The following is a 19,033-nucleotide window of genomic DNA, read 5'->3' as shown; positions in this document are numbered from 1 at the left end:
ATATACAGACAAAAGAATCCCGGATGATCCGAAATGGACCGTCCGGGATTCTTTTGTATATAAATGGCGTTAAAAATTATTTACGGCTTGCGATAAAGCTTTCCACTTCCTCACGTGTCGGCATAACTCTCAGGGCACCTTTGCGTGTGGTGATGAGGGATGCGGCTGCGTTTGCGAAGGTGAGAAGTTCTTTGAGGTTTTCTTCTGTGAGGTTCTCAAGGCCGTGGTCGAGAACGTAGTTCAGGGTGCTTGCGCAGAAAGTATCTCCGGCACCGGTGGTCTCGATGGTGTTTTCCTGGAGGAAAGGAGCTGCCTCTACGATCATGTCCTTGTAGTATGCGCGGCTTCCGTCCTTGCCCATGGTGATGAGGATGAGCGGGATGTTGTATTTTTCCTGGATCATGGCAGCACCCTTGTCATAATCTGTGGTTCCGCACATGAACTCTACCTCATTGTCAGAAATCTTTAATACATCACATTTGGACATGCCATATTCGATCTCCGCACGGGCATCCTCGAGAGATTTCCAGAGAGGCGGACGCAGGTTCGGGTCAAAGGTGATGATGCATCCGGCTTCTTTCGCAAGATCGATCGCGTGGCGTGTAGCTTCACGTACACCCTCATGAGTAGAAGAAAGTGTTCCAAAGTGGAAGATACGGGAAGCTTCGATCAGATCCTTCTGAACTTCTTCTTTGGTGAGCATCATATCTGCGCCCGGATCACGATAGAAAGAAAAGTCACGGTCACCATCCGGATAAGTATGTACGAAAGCGAGCGTGGTGTGGCAGTTTTCATCCATGATAAGGTTACGGGTGTCAATGCCGACTTCCTCAACAGCAGTCTTTAACTGTGTACCAAACATGTCTTTGCCGACTTTGCCGATGAAAGCAGTCTTTTTGCCAAGACGTTCCAGCATGGCGAGCACGTTACATGGAGCACCGCCAGGGTTTGCTTCCATCAGGGGATTGCCCTGAGAACTGTTTCCGTTTTCTGTAAAGTCGATCAGTAATTCACCGAGAGCGGTTACGTCAAATGTTTTGTTTTCCATAACGAAAAACCTCCTTGGATTTCTGAAATTTGTTTCCTGGATATCAGAAAAACTCTAGTTTCAATTTATCGTACCAGAGCAGTTTTGTCAAACAAATTTCGTTCTATTCTTTATTTTTATTGGAAAAAATGATAAACTATTATCAAAGAGATGACATTTGCAGAAACGTTTGACAGCAGCATCTCAGAATGGAGGCAGTAGTTATGGAAAGCAAAGCATACGAATATATGGACTGGCCGAGAATTGAAGCAGTGGTTTACGGAGAGGAAGCATCTCCGAAGGATGTCATGGCTCCGCGTCTTACGACAGACGGCGTTCTGATCCAGGGATTTTTCCCGGAGGCAGATAAGGCAGAAGTTCTGGTCGGCTCCCGTAAATATGAAATGGAGCAGGAAGACGAAGCAGGCTATTTTGCAGCAATGATCCCGGGAAGAAAGATCCCGGATTATAAATATCGCGTCACCAAAGGAGAAGAAACAAAGGAATTTGCAGATCCTTATGCATTCTCCGGTCAGATCACAGAAGCAGAGGAAAAAGCTTTCTGCGCAGGCGTTTATTATCACGCGTATGAGAAACTGGGCGCACATCCGATGGAGATTAATGGCGTTAAAGGAACCAGCTTTGCAGTATGGGCACCGAACGCGATGCGTGTCAGTGTTGTAGGTGATTTCAATGCGTGGGACGGAAGATGCCATGCGATGCACAGAATGCCGATGTCCGGTATCTTTGAACTTTTTATCCCGGGTGTGAAAGCAGGGGATATCTACAAATATGAACTGAAACTCAAGGGAAACAGGATCGAGCTGAAATCTGATCCATACGCAGCATGCACCGAGGTTCCACCGGCAAATGCATCTGTTGTGGCAGACACCAGCGTATTCCAGTGGGAAGATGAGACCTGGATGAAGGAGCGTAAGAAATTCAGCGACCGCAAACAGCCGATCTCCATCTATGAAACTTCTCTGACAGAATGGAAGGATGCCGCAGAGCTCGCAGATTTTGTAAAGAAACTGAACTATACTCATGTAGAGCTGCATCCGGTCATGGAATACCTTGATGACGAAGCAGGAGAATACAGCACATTTGCTTATTATGCACCGACCAGAAGATTTGGCACACCAGAGGATTTTCAGAAGGTTGTCAATGAACTTCACAAGGCAGGGATCGGTCTGATCCTTGACTGGACACCGTCTCATTTCCCGAGAGTGGAGGGAGGTCTTGAGCTTTTTGACGGAACACCGTTGTATGAGAATCCAGATCCGTCCATGGCGATCCATCCGATCTGGGGAACCCTTCTTTACAATTTCGACAGCCCGATGGTTAAGGATTTCCTTCTGGCAAACGCTTTTTACTGGCTGGAAGTTTATCATGCAGACGGACTCCGCCTGGACGATGTAGATTCCATGCTGTATCTTGATTTCGGCAGGGAATACGGACAATGGAAGCCGAACATCTACGGAACAAATGAAAACCTGGAAGCAGTAGAATTCCTGAAACATCTGAATTCCATCCTTGATAAGAAACTTCCGGGAACCCTCACGATCGCACAGGAGGACGGCCTCTGGTCCGAACTCACCGGAAGCGTGGAGGATGACAACATCGGATTCGACTACAAATGGAACAACAACTGGGCAGGAGATTTTCTTGCTTACCTTTCCAAAGATCCGATCGAGAGAAAATATGTCCACGATCAGCTCACTCTGTCCATGATCTATGCTTACTGTGAGCATTATGTACTGCCGCTCGGAAACCGTGAGGCAGGAAATCTCGCTGAATTTATGGAGAAACTTCCGGGAGATGAGGCACAGAAATTAAGCCAGGTTCGTGCGGCATATGCCTATATGATGATGCATCCGGGCTGTACCATGATGGCTCCGGGCAAAGAACTTCCAGAGGAGATGGAGAAATTTATCCATGACCTCAATGAGCTGTACCGCACCCATCCGGCACTGATCCAGAAGGATGATGAGTACGATGGATTTGAATGGATCCAGCTTATGAAATATGAGGAAAACGTCCTGACTTTCATGAGAAAGACAGACAAGCCGGAAGAAACGCTTCTCGTTGTATGCAACTTCGCGGCTGTTCCATATACAGACTATAAAGTAGGCGTTCCGTTCTTCGGCAAATACAAAGAAATCTTCAACACCGACGCCAAAGAATATGGCGGACAGGGAACGGTAAATCCGAGAGGAAAGACTTGCAAGCAGGATGAGTGCGATGAGAGAGAGTATTCCATCAAACTCAAAGTTCCTGCACTTGGCGTGACAGTATTTTCCTGCACACCGACCAAGAAAAGAGAAGCAGTCTCTGCCCCGGTGAAGAAAACTGAGAAAAAACCTGTGGCAAAGAAACCTCGCGTTTCCAGAAAATCTTCCAGGGCCGCTGTCAAGGAACCGGCGGCTACAGTGAAAGAGGAGAAGAAAGTTCTTGTAAAAGAAGCAGTTACTGCACCAAAGAAAACCAGAAAAACTGTAGCGAAAGAAACAGCATAAAAAATAATTCGCTGTAAATGAAGTTACAGCATAAAAATTAAAATTTGTTCTTGATTTTTCTGAGAAATCAGGTATAATAATGGTTGTGTTTCAGGCACAGGCTGGAATAGCTCAGTCGGTAGAGCACTTCACTCGTAATGAAGGGGTCGTGAGTTCGAGTCTCATTTCCAGCTTGCCATTATTGAATCCGGATACTTTGAACAGAGTATCCGGATTTTTGCGTTATCCGGCGTTTTTTTTGTGATTTTTCAGTGCTTGCATTGCTGAAAATTTATGTTATCATAAGGGGATAAAGGTTTATTGCTTTTATAACGTATTAACTTATGAAAGTGAAGGCTTTTGATCCATGCTCTATACCTGAGAAAGCTGTACAGATTTTGATGGATATAGAGGATATCAAGAGAGGATGTTAAACAAATGTTAGATAAAATAGAAGAAAAGATTCTTCAGAGAATTGATGCATACAGAGAGCAGATCATAAATTTTGCAGAAGATATCGCTTCACATCCGGAACCGGGATTTGAAGAGATACGGACAGCACAAAAAACAGCAGAGTGTCTCAGACAGCTGGGATATGAGGTGACGGAGCATCTTGCACGGACTGGTGTACGTGGTGACAGTCATCCTGCAGAAGGCCCGCATCTGACGATCATCGGAGAGATGGATGCAATCGGCTGTAAGGCACATCCTGTGTCGGATCCTGTCACCGGTGTGGCACATGCCTGCGGGCATCACGCACAGATGGCAGCAATGATAGGCTGTGCAGCGGCACTGGCAGATACAGAAATCCAGAAAGAGCTTGGCGGAAGCCTTTCTTTTCTTGCAGTTCCTGCTGAGGAATATATTGATGCAGATAAACGTGTCCGTCTTCAGAAAGAAGGAACAGAATTCTGCTGCGGCAAGAGCGAGATGATCCGCACAGGAGTTTTTGATGATACGGATATTGCGCTGACGACCCATGTGCATATGGTTCCGGTCGAGGAGGATTTTTACCTGGGAAATCCGGCGTGCAACGGTTACAGTGCAGAACGGGTCACTGTCAGAGGCAAGGCCGCACACGGGGCGATCGATCCGTGGAACGGTGTCAACGCCCTCAGCATCACGACCAGCGCGATCCAGATGATGGGACTGATGCGAGAGACTTTCCGCGAGGAAGACCATGTACGCCTCCACAATGTGATCCGCAAGGCCGGCGATGTCATCAACAGTGTGCCGGATGAAGCTGTTATCGAGACGAAGGTGCGGGCGGCTTCCCTTGAGAAGATCGAGGAGATCACCGACATGGTCAACCGTGCTTACGACGGGGCTGCTTATGCATTCGGCGGCAGGATCGAGCGGGAAATACTCCAGGGCTATATGCCGATCCTTCCGAGAGAGGCAGATACGGCACTTCTGGAGGCGGCAGAGGATCTGGAACTTGAGTATCGCACTGTACAGAAGGGCGATTTCAACAATGCCTGCACGGATGTAGGCGATCTGAGCCACCTGATGCCGGTCGTGAATTTTACATTCAAGGGCTTTGAAGGCAAACTCCATGGGGCAGACTTCCGTATCACAGATCCGGAAAAGGCATACATCCTTCCGGCAAAACTGCTTGCCCTGACCGTGTACAAACTCTTAAGAAACGGCGGAGAGCAGGCCGGAAAGATCTGCACAGAGTTTACCCCGGTTTTTGACAGAGAAAGTTATACTGCTTATATCAGAAAGCAGACAGAGCAAAAATAAAACAGCAGGAGGACAGGCAGAAAAATGGCAGAAACATGTTTGGAATTAAAAAAGATCAAGAAATCTTTTTCAAAGGATGAAACCGTTCTCAAAGAGATCAGTCTTTCCATCGGAAAAGGCGAATTTATTACACTTCTGGGATCTTCCGGATGTGGCAAGACGACAACTTTGCGTATCATCGCGGGCCTTGAGACACCGGATTCCGGTCAGGTATTTCTGGACGGTAAAGATGTGACAGATCTTGCACCGGAAGCGAGAGACGTAAACACAGTATTTCAGAATTACGCCCTGTTTCCGCATATGACCGTTGCAGACAACATCGGCTACGGACTGAAACTTAAGAAAGTTCCGAAAGCCGAGATCAGAAAACGTGTCGCCGAAATGCTGGAACTGGTACAGCTTCCGGGATATGAGAAGCGTAAACCGTCAGAGCTCTCCGGTGGACAGAGACAGCGAGTTGCGATCGCACGTTCTCTGGTAAATAATCCGAAGGTCCTTCTTCTCGATGAGCCTCTGGGAGCATTGGATCTCCAGCTCCGCCGCGCGATGCAGCTGGAACTTAAGAAATTACAGAAAAAACTTGGCATCACGTTTGTCTACATCACACATGACCAGGAAGAAGCGATCAATATGTCAGACCGTATCGCAGTCATGAACCAGGGAAGATTTGAGCAGATCGGTTCCCCGGATGAGATCTACAATCATCCAAAGACCAGCTATGTGGCAACTTTTGTCGGAAATGCAAACATCCTTAAGGGAACTGTAGAAGCAATGGAAAGCGATCAGGTGCGCGTAAGCCTTGCAGGAGGAACTGTTCTAGCAGCGGCAGACGGCAATGTTTTACAGGCAGGAACACCGGTGACACTGGCAGTCCGGAGCGAAAATATCGTTCTTGACGAAACCTGTCAGAAAGGTCTTGACGCAGAAGTAGTCGAGAAGAGTTTTGCCGGAGGTCTTCTCCGCGTTGTACTGGAACTTACCGACGGAACAGAAGTGATCGCAAGCAGATACGGCATCGATGCGAGCGTGCAGCCAGGACAGAAAGTAACCTGTTTCTTTGAACCGGAGAATGCCGTTCTGGTAGATCTTGACACAGAAAGCGGGGCAGAATCATGAAAAAAAAGAAATCCGGCTCTGTCTGGATGATCCTGCCGTTATACATCTTTACGATCATTTTTGTGGCAGGACCGCTGCTTTATATGCTGGCACTGAGCTTTGCACAGCCAAAAGCAGGACACGGCGTGGAGTGGACATTTACACTTGCAAATTATAAAAAGATCCTTGACCCTGTCTACATGCAGACCTTTACAGGATCTTTCCAGCTTGCCCTGACCAGTACCCTGATTATCTGCCTGGTCGGATATCCGTTTGGATATTTTATGGCAAAACTTTCCGACAAATGGAAAAAACGCGCGATGATCTTTCTGATGCTGCCGTTTTGGGTAAACTCCCTGATCCGACTTTACGGATGGATGATCATCCTTCAGACCAAAGGGCTTCTGAACCATGTGCTCAAAAGCCTTGGGCTGATCGAGAAGCCGCTTCGTATCCTTTACAGCTATCCGGCGATCGTGATCGGTATGACCTATGTGCTGCTTCCGTTTATGATCCTTTCTGTCTATTCCAGCGCGGAGAAACTGGACTGGTCGCTCGTCGAGGCGGCAAGAGATCTCGGAGCGAGCCCGTTTAAGGCTTTTTGGACAGTATCTTTCAAACTGACTCTGCCAGGTCTTCTTTCCGGTGTGATCCTGACATTTATCCCGTCCATGGGACTGTTTTTCATCGCAGATATCCTGGGTGGAAACAAGATCGTGCTTGTTGGAAGTCTGATCCAGGAACAGATGACAAGAGGAAATAACTGGCCGTTCGCGGCGGCACTGGCTGTGGTATTGATGATCCTTACGACACTGATGATCATGCTGTACCGCAAAGTCACAAATGCAAAAGAATTGGAGGGTGTGGGATGAAAAAGAATTCAAAACTCTCCAGGTTTTACCTTGGATTGATTTTTGTACTGATGTATCTGCCGATCGCAGTCGTCATCGTATTTTCTTTTAATGAATCAAAACTTCCGGTGCGTTTTACCGGATTTTCCCTGAAATGGTATCAGGAGCTTTTTTCTGACAGCGCAATGATCGAGGCACTTGGAAATAGTTTGTTCCTTGGAGTGGTAAGCTGCTTTGTATCGGCGGTGATCGGAACTCTTGGGGCAGTCGGGCTTTCCAGGATCCACTGGAAGACAAAGGGAATCTTGGAATATATTTCCATCCTGCCGCTGATGATCCCGGAAATCATCCTTGGTATGGTCCTGATGGCTTTTTTCTATATGATGAATCTGCCGTTTGGTATGCTGACGCTCCTGATCGGACACACCGTTTTCTGCGTGCCGTATATTCTTATGGAAGTAAAAGCACGCCTTGCGGGAATGGACCCGTCGCTTGAGGAAGCGGCGAGGGACCTTGGTGCAGGACCGTTTCGGGCATTTTGGGATATTATCCTTCCGCTCATCATGCCGGCGGTAATGTCAGGTTCCCTTCTGGCATTTGCAATGTCCATGGATGATGTGGTCATCAGTATTTTTATTAACGGACCGCGTCTTTCTACTCTGCCGATCAAGGTCTACACACAGATCAAGACAGGCGTGACCCCGGAGGTCAATGCACTCTGTACGATCATGCTGGCGGTTACCCTTCTGATCCTGCTCGTTTATACCGCAATAGGAAAGTTTACAGGCAGAAATCAGAAAAAGAATTAAGAAAGTCTTTTCAATGAAACAAAAGTAAGATATACTAAACATGTCTGGAGTTTGTTAAAATCGAAACAAGACAAGAAGAGGAGAAAAAGTTATGAAAAAATTAGTGGTATGTGCATTATGTGCGGCACTCGTAGTTCCGACACTGGCAGTTTCTGTCTCGGCAGATGACTCCAAAGAACTTGTACTTTACACATGGGAGAATATGTTCCCACAGGAAGTTCTGGACGGCTTTGAAGAAGAAACAGGTATCAAGGTTGTCTATTCCAATTTTGATACAGATGAAAATATGCTGGAGAAGCTTTCCATGGCAAAGGGCGGAGATTATGATGTTATTGTAGCAGACGATTATATCATCCAGACAGCAATCGAGGAAGGTCTGGTAGAGAAGCTTGACACATCTAAGCTGACAGGCTGGAAAAACATCAATCCGCTTTATCAGGGACAGTTTTATGACCCGAACAATGAATATACAGCACCATACGGTGCAGGCATTCCGCTGATCGTTTACGATCCGGAGCTGGTGGACATCGATATCAAAGGCTATAATGACCTCTGGGATGCCTCTTTAGAGGACAGCATTGCCCTGACTGCCAATTACCGTGTGCTCAACGGTATCACAAATCTTGCTCTTGGCCAGGACTTTAATGACCAGAATACAGATGATATCGCCAAAACAGGGGAGAAGCTTCTGGAGTTAGCACCAAACGTGCGTCTGATTCAGGATGACAATACACAGGATGCGCTTCTTAATGGGGAAGCAAGTGTTGCCTTCCTTTATACATCTCAGGTAACAGCAGCCCTTCAGGAAAATCCGGATCTCAAAGTGGTATATCCGGAAGAGGGACTTGGCTTTGGCGTTATGGGAATGTTCATCCCGAGCCAGGCACCGGACAAGGATGAGGCTTATCAGTTCATGGACTACATCCTTCAGCCGGAAAACGCAGCAAAATGTTTCGATTATATCGGATATTACTGCACAAACAAAGCAGCAGATTCCCTGCTTGAGAATCAGGACCTTGTTGTTCCGGATTCTGTAACAGAAGGATCAGCAGTAGAAAACATCAGCGCGGAGGCAGATGAGGCCTACAATAAGAACTGGACGGAGTTCAAGGCTGCCTGCAACTGATAGAAACAAGGGGGAAGCAGGATGGAAATCTACAAAGGTATTGCTACCTTTTCGGGAATTGCCATCGGAAAAATCTTATATTACAGCAGAGGGGAATATCAGATACGTCAGTGTCTGGTAAGCAACATCAAAAAAGAGATCGAGGATTTTCGTAAAGCGAAGGAGCAGGCGGTAGCGAAGCTCAAAGAACTTTACGAAGCCAATAAATCTCTGAATGAGCAGGAGGCCAGGACTTTCCTTAATCAGGCAAAGCTCCTGGAATCCGGAAGCTTCCAGAATGCGATCGAGAGCAGCATTGCCAACGAAAAGGTCAATGCTGCTTATGCAGTTATGACAAACCGTGATGAGCTGGTAGAGACCTTCCGCAACCTGGAAGAACCGGTGATCCGTAAGAGGATTTCAGACATTCAGGAAATATCCAACCGTCTGATCCAGATCCTCGGCGGAGCGGCGATCCGGATCAATCTGGGAGAGGAACCGGTGATCCTGGTGGCAGAGGCTCTGTCACCGACTGAGATCATGGAGATGGACAAGGAGAAACTTCTTGCCGTTGTCATGCATCATGGATCAGCCGTTTCTCATGCCTCCATTATGACAAAGACAATGGAGATCCCAACTCTGGTAGACATTGCACCGGATGACGAGTGGGATGGTATGACCGCGATCGTGGATGGTTATACAGGAACCATGTATCTGAATCCGGATGCAGAGATCAAGAAAGAATACGAGATCCGTCTTGAGGCGGATCGAAGAGAACGAGAAGAACTTCTCAAACTCAAGACACAGAAGGATGAGACGAAGGATGGAACAAAGATCGGTCTGTACGCAAATATCGGCAACATGAGCGATCTGAGCAGTGTCCTTTTTTACGGGGCTTCCGGCATTGGGCTCCTTCGAAGTGAATTCCAGTATCTTGGAAGGGAAAACTATCCGAGGGAGAATGAGCTGTTTCATGCGTACAAGAAGCTGGCAGAGACGATGGGAGAGCGTACAGCAGTGATCCGTACCGCCGATCTCGGAGCTGACAAGCAGGCTTCTTATCTGGATATTCCGGCGGAGACCAACCCGATCATGGGAAACCGTGGCATCCGTCTCTGTCTTGACCGTAAGAAGATGTTCAAGGCACAGCTTCGTGCAATCTACCGTGCCAGTGCCTATGGTAATCTTGCGATGATGTATCCGATGATCGATTCCGAAGAAGAGATGGATCAGATCGAGGAGATCATTCAGGAGGTCAAGGCAGGACTCGATGAAAAAGAAATTCCTTACCGTAATATCAGGACAGGTATCATGATCGAGACACCGGCAGCGGTTATGATCAGCCAGGAACTGGCAAGGAGAGTCAACTTCCTGAGCATCGGAACAAATGACCTGACACAGTATACACTTGCTATGGATAGGCAGAATCCTCTGCTCAAGGACAAATACAACGATCATCACCCGGCGGTGCTCCGTATGATCAAGATGGTAGTGGAAGCTGCACATCAGGAGAACCGTCAGGCAGGGATCTGTGGTGAGATCGCAGCAGATACGGAACTGACAGAAACCTTCCTTCAGATGGGGGTTGATTTCTTGTCTGTAGTGCCGGCGTGCATCCTTCCGGTCAGAAAGGCGATCCGCGAGACAGATCTGAGTTCTCAGCGAGGGTGATTATGAATAAAAAAAGCAAAGTGATCCTTCTTCCCTGTAATTCTTACAGGGAAGAACTTGTTTATGAGAATCTGGAGACCGGCCTTGAACTTCTGGGCAGTCTCGAATCTATTGTCGGCAAAGAAGAATCGGTTCTTCTGAAACCTAACCTTCTCAAGAAAGCAGAAGTTGATAAAGCTGTTATCACACATCCTGTGATAGTTGGCATGTTTGCGAGGCTGATGCGGGAGAAGGGGTATCAGGATATTATTCTGGCAGATTCGTGCGGCAATGGAACAACAACGAAAGTCATTCACGGAACAGGTATGGATACCTATCTTGATAAATTTGATATTCCGGCGATCGACTATACCAAGGGGGTCCATGTGGAGAATCCGGATGGGATCCAGGCGAAAGAGTTTGTCCTTCCTGCGGAACTTCTGGAGAGGGACTGCGTGATCTCTCTGTGCAAGATGAAGACGCATGCACTGGAACGTATCACAGGGGCGGTCAAGAACAGTTATGGATTCATCTATGGATTTCACAAGGCGAAGGGGCATACTCTGTATCCGAGCGCGGACAGTTTCGCCAGAATGCTGGTGGATCTGAACCAGTATGTGAAACCACGGCTGTATATCATGGATGGAATTGTTGCGATGGAGGGGAACGGACCTGGCTCCGGCGATCCGGCTCCGATGAATGTGATATTGATGTCGCAAGACCCGGTCGCACTGGACAGTGTGTTTTGTCATCTGATCCATCTGAAACCGGAGATGGTCCCGACAAATTATCACGGTGAGAAGATGGGACTTGGAACCTGGAAGGAAGAAGAGATCGAGCTTCTGACACCCGGCGGTCCGATCCGTATGGAGGATGCGGTGGCACAGTACGGGAACCCATACTTTGATGTAGACAGGAGAGTGGCGCGTTCTGGTATGTGGGAGCGTCTGGCGAAGGCTCTGAATATTTTTCAGAAGAAGCCATATATCCAGTCAGACAAGTGTATCCGCTGCGGGATCTGCGTCAAGAGCTGCCCGGTCCCGGAGAAAGCTGTGAATTTCCGAAACGGCAGAGAAAACCCGCCGGTCTATGATTACAGGAAATGCATCCGCTGCTTCTGCTGCCAGGAAATGTGCCCGGAGAAAGCGATTCATGTGAAATGAGAGGCGTGGCTGGCATGAGGCATCGGGATGCGCGAGATACTTGTGTTCGATGCCGATTATTGTTGGAGACTGGGGTGTGTGGCATCGGAATTCCTAATGCCTCCTGAACTCGATGCTGAGTGTGGGGAAATGGATGGCACTAGACATCGGATTGTGGGAAATTAGAAACAGGGAACGGGGGCTTTTGGAGCTGCAAACCACGTTCCCTGTTGATTGTATTGAATATTGAGGAGGTGCTAGTGGCGCGTCCCCAGATAGGATGATGTCCTGTGAACAGGTGCGAGTTATCGGATGCTATCGTGCAGTGCCTTGATAAATGCCGGAGTTGTTCCGCAGCATCCACCGACGACGGATGCGCCGCTTTCAATCAGAACTTTCATATAAGATGCAAAATCTTCTGCATTCATGCTGTATACGGCCTGTCCTTTGTCATCGATGGTCGGCATGCCGGCGTTTGGTTTGGCGATGACTGGGATGGATACATTTTCTTTGATGCTTCGTACGACGGATACAAGCTGGTCCGGTCCGACGGAGCAGTTGATACCGACTGCGTCTGCACCGGCTGCTTCAAGAGAAACAGAAGCTTCGATAGCATTGCCGCCGCTGAAGATACTTCCATCCGCCTCTACAGTCATGGTGCACATGATCGGAAGATCACATACAGAACTTGCAGCGTCGACTGCGGCGAGAGTTTCTTCGATGTTGATCATGGTCTCTGCTGCGATCAGGTCAATGCCTGCATCGGCAAGGATACGAACCTGTTCCTGGTACATATCAAAAGCTTCTGTGTAGGTATAATTACCATCTGCAGTGATAAAAGAACCGGAAGTCGTGATATCACCGGCTACGTAGACACCATTTCCGGCGAGTTCTCTGGAATATCCGACGAGAGTACGGTTGATCTCCTCGATACGGTCTGTCAGTCCATGTTTGGCAAGATTCATACGGTTTCCGCCAAAAGTCGGAGTATAGATGACCTGGCTTCCAGCCTGGATATAGGCGCGCTGGAGATCCTGGATGACATCCTTATGGTCAATAACCCAGGTCTCGGTACAGATGCCGCGCGGCATGCCGCTCGCCATCAGATTGGAACCGGTAGCTCCATCCAGAATCAGGATATTTTCGGTCAGTTTACGGAATTCTTCTTTTGTCATGAGTTTGTTGCCTCCTTGATGAAAAATAAAATGTATAAGCAACTTACCTGGCAAGCTCCGCATTTCCGTCGGAAGGTGCTTATTTCAGTTTCCTATTATAGCATGGGATGTTTTGAATGTCGAGATGTGGTTCCTATTTACAGGTAATATCCCGCGAGGTGTTTTGCCATGAATATGACAAAATCCCGATAACGAGATGCGATATCTGTCGACATTTGTCGATGGAAAAAAGTTGCTGTTTTTATCAAAATATGGTAGCTTAAAAATATAATCTTTACCCGGCAGTTCTGTCGGTGAATTTCCCAAAATAATATTATATCAGGGTACAAAATTTCAGAGTCCATTCCTGCCTGCGGGAAATGGAAACTGGTTTTGCAGAAAAAATAAAAAGTTTATAAGGAGGCATCATGAATTTATTCGACTATACGTACTGCGGGAATTATAACCGGCAGATACAGAATCTCTCCAGGATCGTTCCGGAGAAATGGAGTTTTGGCAGCACAGAAGACAATGGAATCCTCAAAGGTTATCTGGAGCACACTTTTCAGAGGGTATATGAGGAAGGCAAAATACTGGAAACAGATAACTATGCAATTTTTAATACAGGATTATTTAATCGCTATTATCAGCCGGTCTATGTTTATTTTATCCCAAATCTTGTCCCGGACAGGCAGAGATGGTTCCTGGAGGGATTTTATACGGAATACAATCTTCTCAAAGCTGGAATTGTAGACCTTCCGGAACGTGCAGAATATGTGCAGAACCCAGCAGAGCTTGTCTTTGATATCGGACTGGATATTGTTCCACAGTATGAGCACATTTTTGAGGAAGCAGAGAATAGCCAGCGTCTTCCGGAAACGATCCGCAACAGCGTCATGAAAGTCCAGCTTTTTGACGGGGCACTGCGGCAGACGAAGCGGATGCTGGAAGCAGATTACCGCACTGCGATCCCTCAGTATTATAATCACGGCATTCAGTTTCTCATCCCTGTATGTCTGCAGGACCCTGCAAAAGCAGACCTCGCCCTCGCCTGCGTCAAGACAGAAGACGGCAACAAATACCTCGGCAGGACGTGCCTCACCCTCAAAATGGCCTATCACAACGCAAGACTTCTGGCAAAGATCCACAGCAGCTGGCTATGTCCGTAACTAAAGCAACACTGTAAAAACCACTCGTTCATAACGAACGTGGTGGCTTTTACAGTGTGCTGGCAAACAAGAGAAAGCACGTGTGAACTCCATATAAATAAAGGTTGTAAAAATATCGTAAAATCTATTGAAATCGAAATGTTTTTGTGATACAAAAGTAAAGTTACCATTCATATATTTTTCATTTCAAAAGAGGGGATATTTTTAGGGAGGAACAGCCAATGAGCAATAAGCTGATCGACTTGATCGACATTTCCAAATCCTACGGGATGCAGACAGTTCTGGATGAACTGAATCTTTATATCAGGGAGAATGAATTCCTGACACTTCTTGGACCGAGTGGATGTGGAAAAACTACCACACTTCGTATTTTGGGAGGCTTTGAGATGCCGGATAAGGGTCGTGTGATCTTTGACGGGCAGGATATCACTGATCTTCCGCCTAATAAGCGACAGCTGAATACCGTATTTCAGAAGTATGCGTTATTTACACATATGAATATTGCGGAGAATATTGCCTTTGGATTAAAGATAAAAAATAAAAGTAAACAATATATCCATGACAAGATCAAATACGCACTGAAACTCGTCAACCTGGACGGCTTCGAGAACCGTATGCCGGACTCCTTAAGTGGCGGCCAGCAGCAGCGTATCGCTATCGCAAGAGCAATCGTAAATGAGCCGAAGGTCCTTCTTCTGGATGAGCCTCTGGGCGCTCTGGACCTCAAGATGCGCCAGGATATGCAGTACGAGCTGATCCGTCTCAAGAATGAGCTGGGGATCACTTTCCTGTATGTAACACATGATCAGGAAGAAGCCCTTACCATGTCTGACACTATCGTAGTTATGAACCAGGGTTACATCCAGCAGATCGGAACTCCGGAGAAAATCTACAACGAGCCGGAGAATGCTTTCGTGGCAGATTTTATCGGTGAGAGTAATATCATTTCTGCAACGATGGTGCAGGATCGTCTTGTCAAGATCCTCGGAGTGAATTTCCCGTGCGTGGACGAAGGATTCGGACAGAACAAACCGGTTGACGTTGTTATCCGTCCGGAGGATATCGACCTTCTCAAACCGGGTGAAGGAAGCATCGACGGTGTTGTCACACACCTGATCTTTAAAGGTGTTCATTATGAGATGGAAGTCATGGCAAATAACTATGAATGGCTGGTACACAGCACAGATATGTTCCCGGTTGGAACGGAAGTCAGCATCCATGTAGATCCGTTTGACATCCAGATCATGAAAAAACCGGAATCAGAAGATGAGGAGGCGGTAAACATTGAAGAATAAGCGTCTGCTTGCCGGACCTTATCTTTTCTGGTCCGCATCTTTTGTCGTGATCCCGCTTCTGGTGATCGTTTATTATGCATTTACCAGCGATGAGGGAACTTTTACATTTTCAAACCTGGCACAGATCACGACACCGGAGAATCTGAAGGCTCTGGGAATGTCCATCCTTCTGTCTTTCTTAAGTACCGCGATCTGTCTGATCCTTGCCTATCCGCTGGCAATGATCCTGAGCCAGAATAAAGTCAGTCAGACAAGTTTTATCGTGCTGATCTTTATCCTGCCGATGTGGATGAACTTTCTTCTCCGCACCCTGGCATGGCAGACACTGCTTGAAAAAAACGGTGTCATCAACAGCGTGTTGAGTTTCCTGCATCTGTCGGCACTGGAGATCATCAATACACCGTATGCGATCATCCTTGGTATGGTGTACAACTTCCTGCCGTTCATGGTGCTTCCGATCTATAACGTACTGATCAAGATCGACAGCAATGTTATCAACGCGGCACGTGACCTGGGAGCAAATCCGGTACAGACTTTCTGCAAGGTTATTTTTCCGCTGAGTATCCCGGGCGTGATCAGCGGTATCACTATGGTATTTGTACCGGCACTGACAACATTCGTTATCTCCGACCTTCTGGGAGGCGGTAAGATTCTCCTGATCGGAAACGTGATCGAGCAGTCCTTTAAACAGAACAGCAACTGGCATGTCGGAAGTGGACTTTCTCTTGTGCTGATGGTATTCATCATTGCAAGTATGGCACTTGTGGCAAAATACGACAACGAAGACGGGGGTGCGACATTTTGATCAGAAAATACTTACAGAAAATATACCTGGCTCTTATTTTTATTTTGCTGTATGCACCGATCGTGACGCTGGTCGTGCTGTCCTTTAACCAGTCCAAGACGAGAGCGAAGTGGGGCGGATTTACCCTGAAATGGTACAAAGAACTGTTCCAGAACGAACAGATCATGAGTGCCTTTTATACGACACTGATCATTGCCTTTGTCTCAGCGGCGATCGCAACGATCATCGGAACGGCAGCAGCAATCGCCATTCAGGGAATGAAGCAGAAATGGAAGACCATGTACATGGGTCTTACCAACATCCCGATGATGAATGCAGAGATCGTTATGGGTGTGTCATTGATGCTTCTCTTTATTGCTTTTCACATGACACTTGGTTTCGGCACCATCCTGATCGCGCATATTACGTTCAATATTCCGTATGTGATCCTGAGTGTGTCACCGAAGCTGAAACAGACAAACCGTTATACATATGAAGCGGCAATGGACCTCGGGGCATCCCCGATCAAGGCTTTCTTCAAGGTGGTTTTCCCGGATATCGTGCCGGGAGTCCTCTCCGGATTTATGCTGGCGTTTACCATGTCCCTGGATGATTTCGTTATCACCCACTTTACCAAGGGACCTGGGATCGACACACTTTCCACCAAGATCTATACAGAGGTACGAAAGGGAATCAAACCGGAGATCTATGCACTTTCCACGATCATGTTCGTGACGGTGCTTGTCCTTCTGATCCTGGTCAACTATTCTCCGAAGGAAGAAGAGGAGACCACAGCCAGAAAGAAAGTCCGCAGACCATCCAAAGTCAAGAAGATCATCATCCGCCGTGTAATCCCGGTGACGATCTGCATCCTCTTTATCGGAGGCGGATTCTACTATGCGGAAGAAAGTGGTGTCGTGAATGATGATAAACTGGTTGTTTACAACTGGGGTGAATACATCGATCCGGAAGTCCTGACCATATTTGAGGAAGAGACAGGGATCAATGTTGTTTACGAAGAATTTGAGACAAACGAGATCCTTTATCCGAAGGTAAGTTCCGGTGCAATCGCATACGACGTGGTCTGCCCGAGTGATTATATGATCCAGCGAATGATCGAGAATGACCTGCTTACAGAGATCAACTTTGACAACATTCCGAATATCAAGAATATCGGCAAGCAGTATATGGAACAGTCCAGACAGTTTGACCCGGAGAATAAATATTCCGTACCATACTGCTGGGGAACTGTCGGTATCCTTTACAACAAGACTATGGTGGATGAGCCGGTCGACAGCTGGTCGATCCTCTGGAATCCAAAATACAAGGACAACATTCTGATGCAGGATTCTGTCCGCGATGCGTTTGGTGCGACACTGAAATATCTCGGATATTCTCTGAACTCCACCGACCTTGATGAGCTGACGGAAGCTAAGAACCTTCTGATCGAGCAGAAACCTCTGGTGCAGGCTTATGTCATCGACCAGGTGCGTGACAAGATGATCGGAAACGAGGCAGCTCTTGGCGTGATCTATTCCGGTGAGGCAATCTACACACAGAAAGAAAATCCGAACCTGGAATACGTGATCCCGAAGGAAGGCTCCAATATCTGGATCGATTCCTGGGTAATTCCGAAGAATGCAGAGCACAAGGAAAATGCAGAAAAATTCATCAACTTCCTCTGCAGACCGGACATTGCGCTGATGAACTTTGAATATATCACTTACTCCACACCGAATGAGGCCGCAAGAGAGCTGATCGAGGATGAATCCATCCGAAACAGTGAGATCGCTTTCCCGGATCTTTCCAAGTATGACAATCTGGAAACTTTCCAGTATCTTGGAACAGAGGCGGATCAGGTATACGGAGATCTGTGGAACAAGGTAAAATCATCATGAAAACAAACGAAAAAGTATCCAATTATATAAAACTCTGCAGCGAATGGGCAGAGAAATTCCTTCAGATGGACAAAGAAGAATTAAAGAAAAGACTTCCTGAACTGAAAGAAGAGGACGGTTATCTCAAGATCACACACTTCGGAGTCCCGTTTGGGATCCGCCTGGATGATGGCAGGATCGACCGCTTGGATGGAAAAGGCGAAGCAAATGCGACGGAGATGCTGAACATCTATACGCTTCTCGGCTATGTCAGGGAAAATGCTTTCTTCATGGACAAGTGGGTGCCGTTTGCGGATCTCCGTGATGCGAGACCTTTTGGACCCGCATACAAGATCGGTGTGACGGATGTGTTCGCGGCGACTTTTTCCGGCCATGCGAAGAAACTTAAGGAGGCTTTTCTTAAGCTGAACGGTACAGAACTTCCGCAAGGAGATGTCGGCTACCAGATCAATGCTTTTGAATGCGAACCAATGCGGTTCTATTTCTGGGACTGTGACGATGAATTTGAGGCACAGGGAAATATCCTGTTTGATTACAGCGCGACAGATTTTAACCATGTGGAGAGCGCTGTCTCCACGGCAGAGATGGGCGTAAAGAGACTGGCAGAGCTGGCGGGACTTCCGCTTCGTGGGAAATCCTTCGGTATGCAGTAAGCTGCCATAAAATCAAGAAATATCAACAGACAAAGACACTGGAATGAAAAAAGACATTTCAGTGTCTTTTTGTGCATTATTTTGAAAAAATGTCGAGTTAACTATAACTTACCGAGTTGTTTTGTAAAATTATACAAAAAGCAACTGCAAAATCAGGACT

Annotated in this window: 15 protein-coding genes and 1 tRNA gene; 14 read left to right on the top strand and 2 right to left on the bottom strand. The window is 47.1% G+C overall.

Annotated elements, in window-relative coordinates:
• Positions 1-76: 76 nt before the first annotated feature.
• Positions 77-1,048, bottom strand: a complete 972-nt coding sequence (locus WMO75_RS11265; RefSeq protein ID WP_118698319.1) for a carbohydrate kinase family protein — start codon at positions 1,046-1,048, stop codon at positions 77-79.
• Positions 1,049-1,251: 203 nt separating this feature from the next.
• On the opposite strand from WMO75_RS11265, the gene glgB reads away from it, so the two are divergent.
• The 9 genes from glgB (at position 1,252) to WMO75_RS11220 (ending at position 11,941) form a co-directional block, all read left to right on the top strand.
• Positions 1,252-3,543: a 1,4-alpha-glucan branching enzyme gene (gene glgB, locus WMO75_RS11260; protein ID WP_349078037.1), complete on the top strand. Its 2,292-nt coding sequence runs from the start codon at positions 1,252-1,254 to the stop codon at positions 3,541-3,543.
• A 100-nt stretch (positions 3,544-3,643) separates the two neighbouring features.
• A tRNA-Thr gene (locus tag WMO75_RS11255) sits at positions 3,644-3,716 on the top strand.
• A gap of 244 nt (positions 3,717-3,960) precedes the next feature.
• A complete protein-coding gene (locus tag WMO75_RS11250; protein ID WP_349078036.1) occupies positions 3,961-5,268 on the top strand; it encodes an amidohydrolase in 1,308 nt (435 codons plus the stop codon).
• 24 nt (positions 5,269-5,292) lie between these two features.
• Positions 5,293-6,384, top strand: a complete 1,092-nt coding sequence (locus tag WMO75_RS11245; protein WP_349078035.1) for an ABC transporter ATP-binding protein — start codon at positions 5,293-5,295, stop codon at positions 6,382-6,384.
• Positions 6,381-7,235, top strand: a complete 855-nt coding sequence (locus tag WMO75_RS11240) for an ABC transporter permease (RefSeq protein ID WP_022214578.1) — start codon at positions 6,381-6,383, stop codon at positions 7,233-7,235. The genes WMO75_RS11245 and WMO75_RS11240 overlap by 4 nt, the downstream gene beginning before the upstream one ends.
• Positions 7,232-8,023 carry an ABC transporter permease gene (locus WMO75_RS11235; protein ID WP_022214579.1) on the top strand — a complete coding sequence of 264 codons (792 nt, stop codon included), beginning with the start codon at positions 7,232-7,234 and terminating at the stop codon, positions 8,021-8,023. Before WMO75_RS11240 ends, WMO75_RS11235 begins: the two co-directional genes overlap by 4 nt.
• A 91-nt stretch (positions 8,024-8,114) precedes the next feature.
• Positions 8,115-9,149 carry a polyamine ABC transporter substrate-binding protein gene (locus WMO75_RS11230; protein WP_302247311.1) on the top strand — a complete coding sequence of 345 codons (1,035 nt, stop codon included), beginning with the start codon at positions 8,115-8,117 and terminating at the stop codon, positions 9,147-9,149.
• A 21-nt stretch (positions 9,150-9,170) separates the two neighbouring features.
• Positions 9,171-10,799, top strand: coding sequence for a phosphoenolpyruvate--protein phosphotransferase (gene ptsP, locus WMO75_RS11225; protein WP_022214581.1), 1,629 nt, complete (start codon positions 9,171-9,173; stop codon positions 10,797-10,799).
• A 2-nt stretch (positions 10,800-10,801) separates the two neighbouring features.
• Positions 10,802-11,941, top strand: a complete 1,140-nt coding sequence (locus WMO75_RS11220; RefSeq protein WP_022214582.1) for a DUF362 domain-containing protein — start codon at positions 10,802-10,804, stop codon at positions 11,939-11,941.
• Positions 11,942-12,225: 284 nt separating this feature from the next.
• Here WMO75_RS11220 and WMO75_RS11215 read toward each other — a convergent pair whose 3' ends face one another.
• Positions 12,226-13,095 carry a homocysteine S-methyltransferase family protein gene (locus WMO75_RS11215; RefSeq protein ID WP_302247306.1) on the bottom strand — a complete coding sequence of 290 codons (870 nt, stop codon included), beginning with the start codon at positions 13,093-13,095 and terminating at the stop codon, positions 12,226-12,228.
• A 407-nt stretch (positions 13,096-13,502) separates the two neighbouring features.
• On the opposite strand from WMO75_RS11215, the gene WMO75_RS11210 reads away from it, so the two are divergent.
• The 5 genes from WMO75_RS11210 (at position 13,503) to WMO75_RS11190 (ending at position 18,873) form a co-directional block, all read left to right on the top strand.
• Positions 13,503-14,243, top strand: a complete 741-nt coding sequence (locus WMO75_RS11210) for a DUF3825 domain-containing protein (RefSeq protein WP_022213565.1) — start codon at positions 13,503-13,505, stop codon at positions 14,241-14,243.
• A 221-nt stretch (positions 14,244-14,464) separates the two neighbouring features.
• Entirely contained in the window at positions 14,465-15,538 is a 1,074-nt protein-coding gene (locus tag WMO75_RS11205) for an ABC transporter ATP-binding protein (protein WP_118251369.1), read from the top strand.
• Positions 15,528-16,343, top strand: coding sequence for an ABC transporter permease (locus WMO75_RS11200; protein ID WP_022215665.1), 816 nt, complete (start codon positions 15,528-15,530; stop codon positions 16,341-16,343). Before WMO75_RS11205 ends, WMO75_RS11200 begins: the two co-directional genes overlap by 11 nt.
• Entirely contained in the window at positions 16,340-18,220 is a 1,881-nt protein-coding gene (locus WMO75_RS11195; RefSeq protein WP_349078033.1) for an extracellular solute-binding protein, read from the top strand. The genes WMO75_RS11200 and WMO75_RS11195 overlap by 4 nt, the downstream gene beginning before the upstream one ends.
• The gene (locus WMO75_RS11190) at positions 18,217-18,873 is read left to right on the top strand and encodes a DUF3786 domain-containing protein (RefSeq protein WP_118698314.1); all 657 of its coding nucleotides are present in this window, start codon (positions 18,217-18,219) and stop codon (positions 18,871-18,873) included. Before WMO75_RS11195 ends, WMO75_RS11190 begins: the two co-directional genes overlap by 4 nt.
• Positions 18,874-19,033: the final 160 nt, after the last annotated feature.

It is taken from the genome of Blautia intestinihominis, assembly GCF_040096655.1.
GTDB classification, from domain to species: Bacteria; Bacillota; Clostridia; order Lachnospirales; family Lachnospiraceae; genus Blautia_A; species Blautia_A intestinihominis.
Note: the sequence above shows the minus strand (reverse complement) of the source record. Positions and strands in the feature narration are given on the sequence as shown.

Coding starts and splice junctions, on each gene's coding strand:
- WMO75_RS11220 (WP_022214582.1), top strand. CDS start 10,802: ATGAATAAAAAAAGCAAAGTGATCCTTCTTCCCTGTAATTCTTACAGG.
- WMO75_RS11190 (WP_118698314.1), top strand. CDS start 18,217: ATGAAAACAAACGAAAAAGTATCCAATTATATAAAACTCTGCAGCGAA.
- WMO75_RS11250 (WP_349078036.1), top strand. CDS start 3,961: ATGTTAGATAAAATAGAAGAAAAGATTCTTCAGAGAATTGATGCATAC.
- WMO75_RS11245 (WP_349078035.1), top strand. CDS start 5,293: ATGGCAGAAACATGTTTGGAATTAAAAAAGATCAAGAAATCTTTTTCA.
- WMO75_RS11240 (WP_022214578.1), top strand. CDS start 6,381: ATGAAAAAAAAGAAATCCGGCTCTGTCTGGATGATCCTGCCGTTATAC.
- WMO75_RS11230 (WP_302247311.1), top strand. CDS start 8,115: ATGAAAAAATTAGTGGTATGTGCATTATGTGCGGCACTCGTAGTTCCG.
- WMO75_RS11205 (WP_118251369.1), top strand. CDS start 14,465: ATGAGCAATAAGCTGATCGACTTGATCGACATTTCCAAATCCTACGGG.
- WMO75_RS11265 (WP_118698319.1), bottom strand. CDS start 1,048: ATGGAAAACAAAACATTTGACGTAACCGCTCTCGGTGAATTACTGATC.
- glgB (WP_349078037.1), top strand. CDS start 1,252: ATGGAAAGCAAAGCATACGAATATATGGACTGGCCGAGAATTGAAGCA.
- WMO75_RS11210 (WP_022213565.1), top strand. CDS start 13,503: ATGAATTTATTCGACTATACGTACTGCGGGAATTATAACCGGCAGATA.
- ptsP (WP_022214581.1), top strand. CDS start 9,171: ATGGAAATCTACAAAGGTATTGCTACCTTTTCGGGAATTGCCATCGGA.
- WMO75_RS11235 (WP_022214579.1), top strand. CDS start 7,232: ATGAAAAAGAATTCAAAACTCTCCAGGTTTTACCTTGGATTGATTTTT.
- WMO75_RS11215 (WP_302247306.1), bottom strand. CDS start 13,095: ATGACAAAAGAAGAATTCCGTAAACTGACCGAAAATATCCTGATTCTG.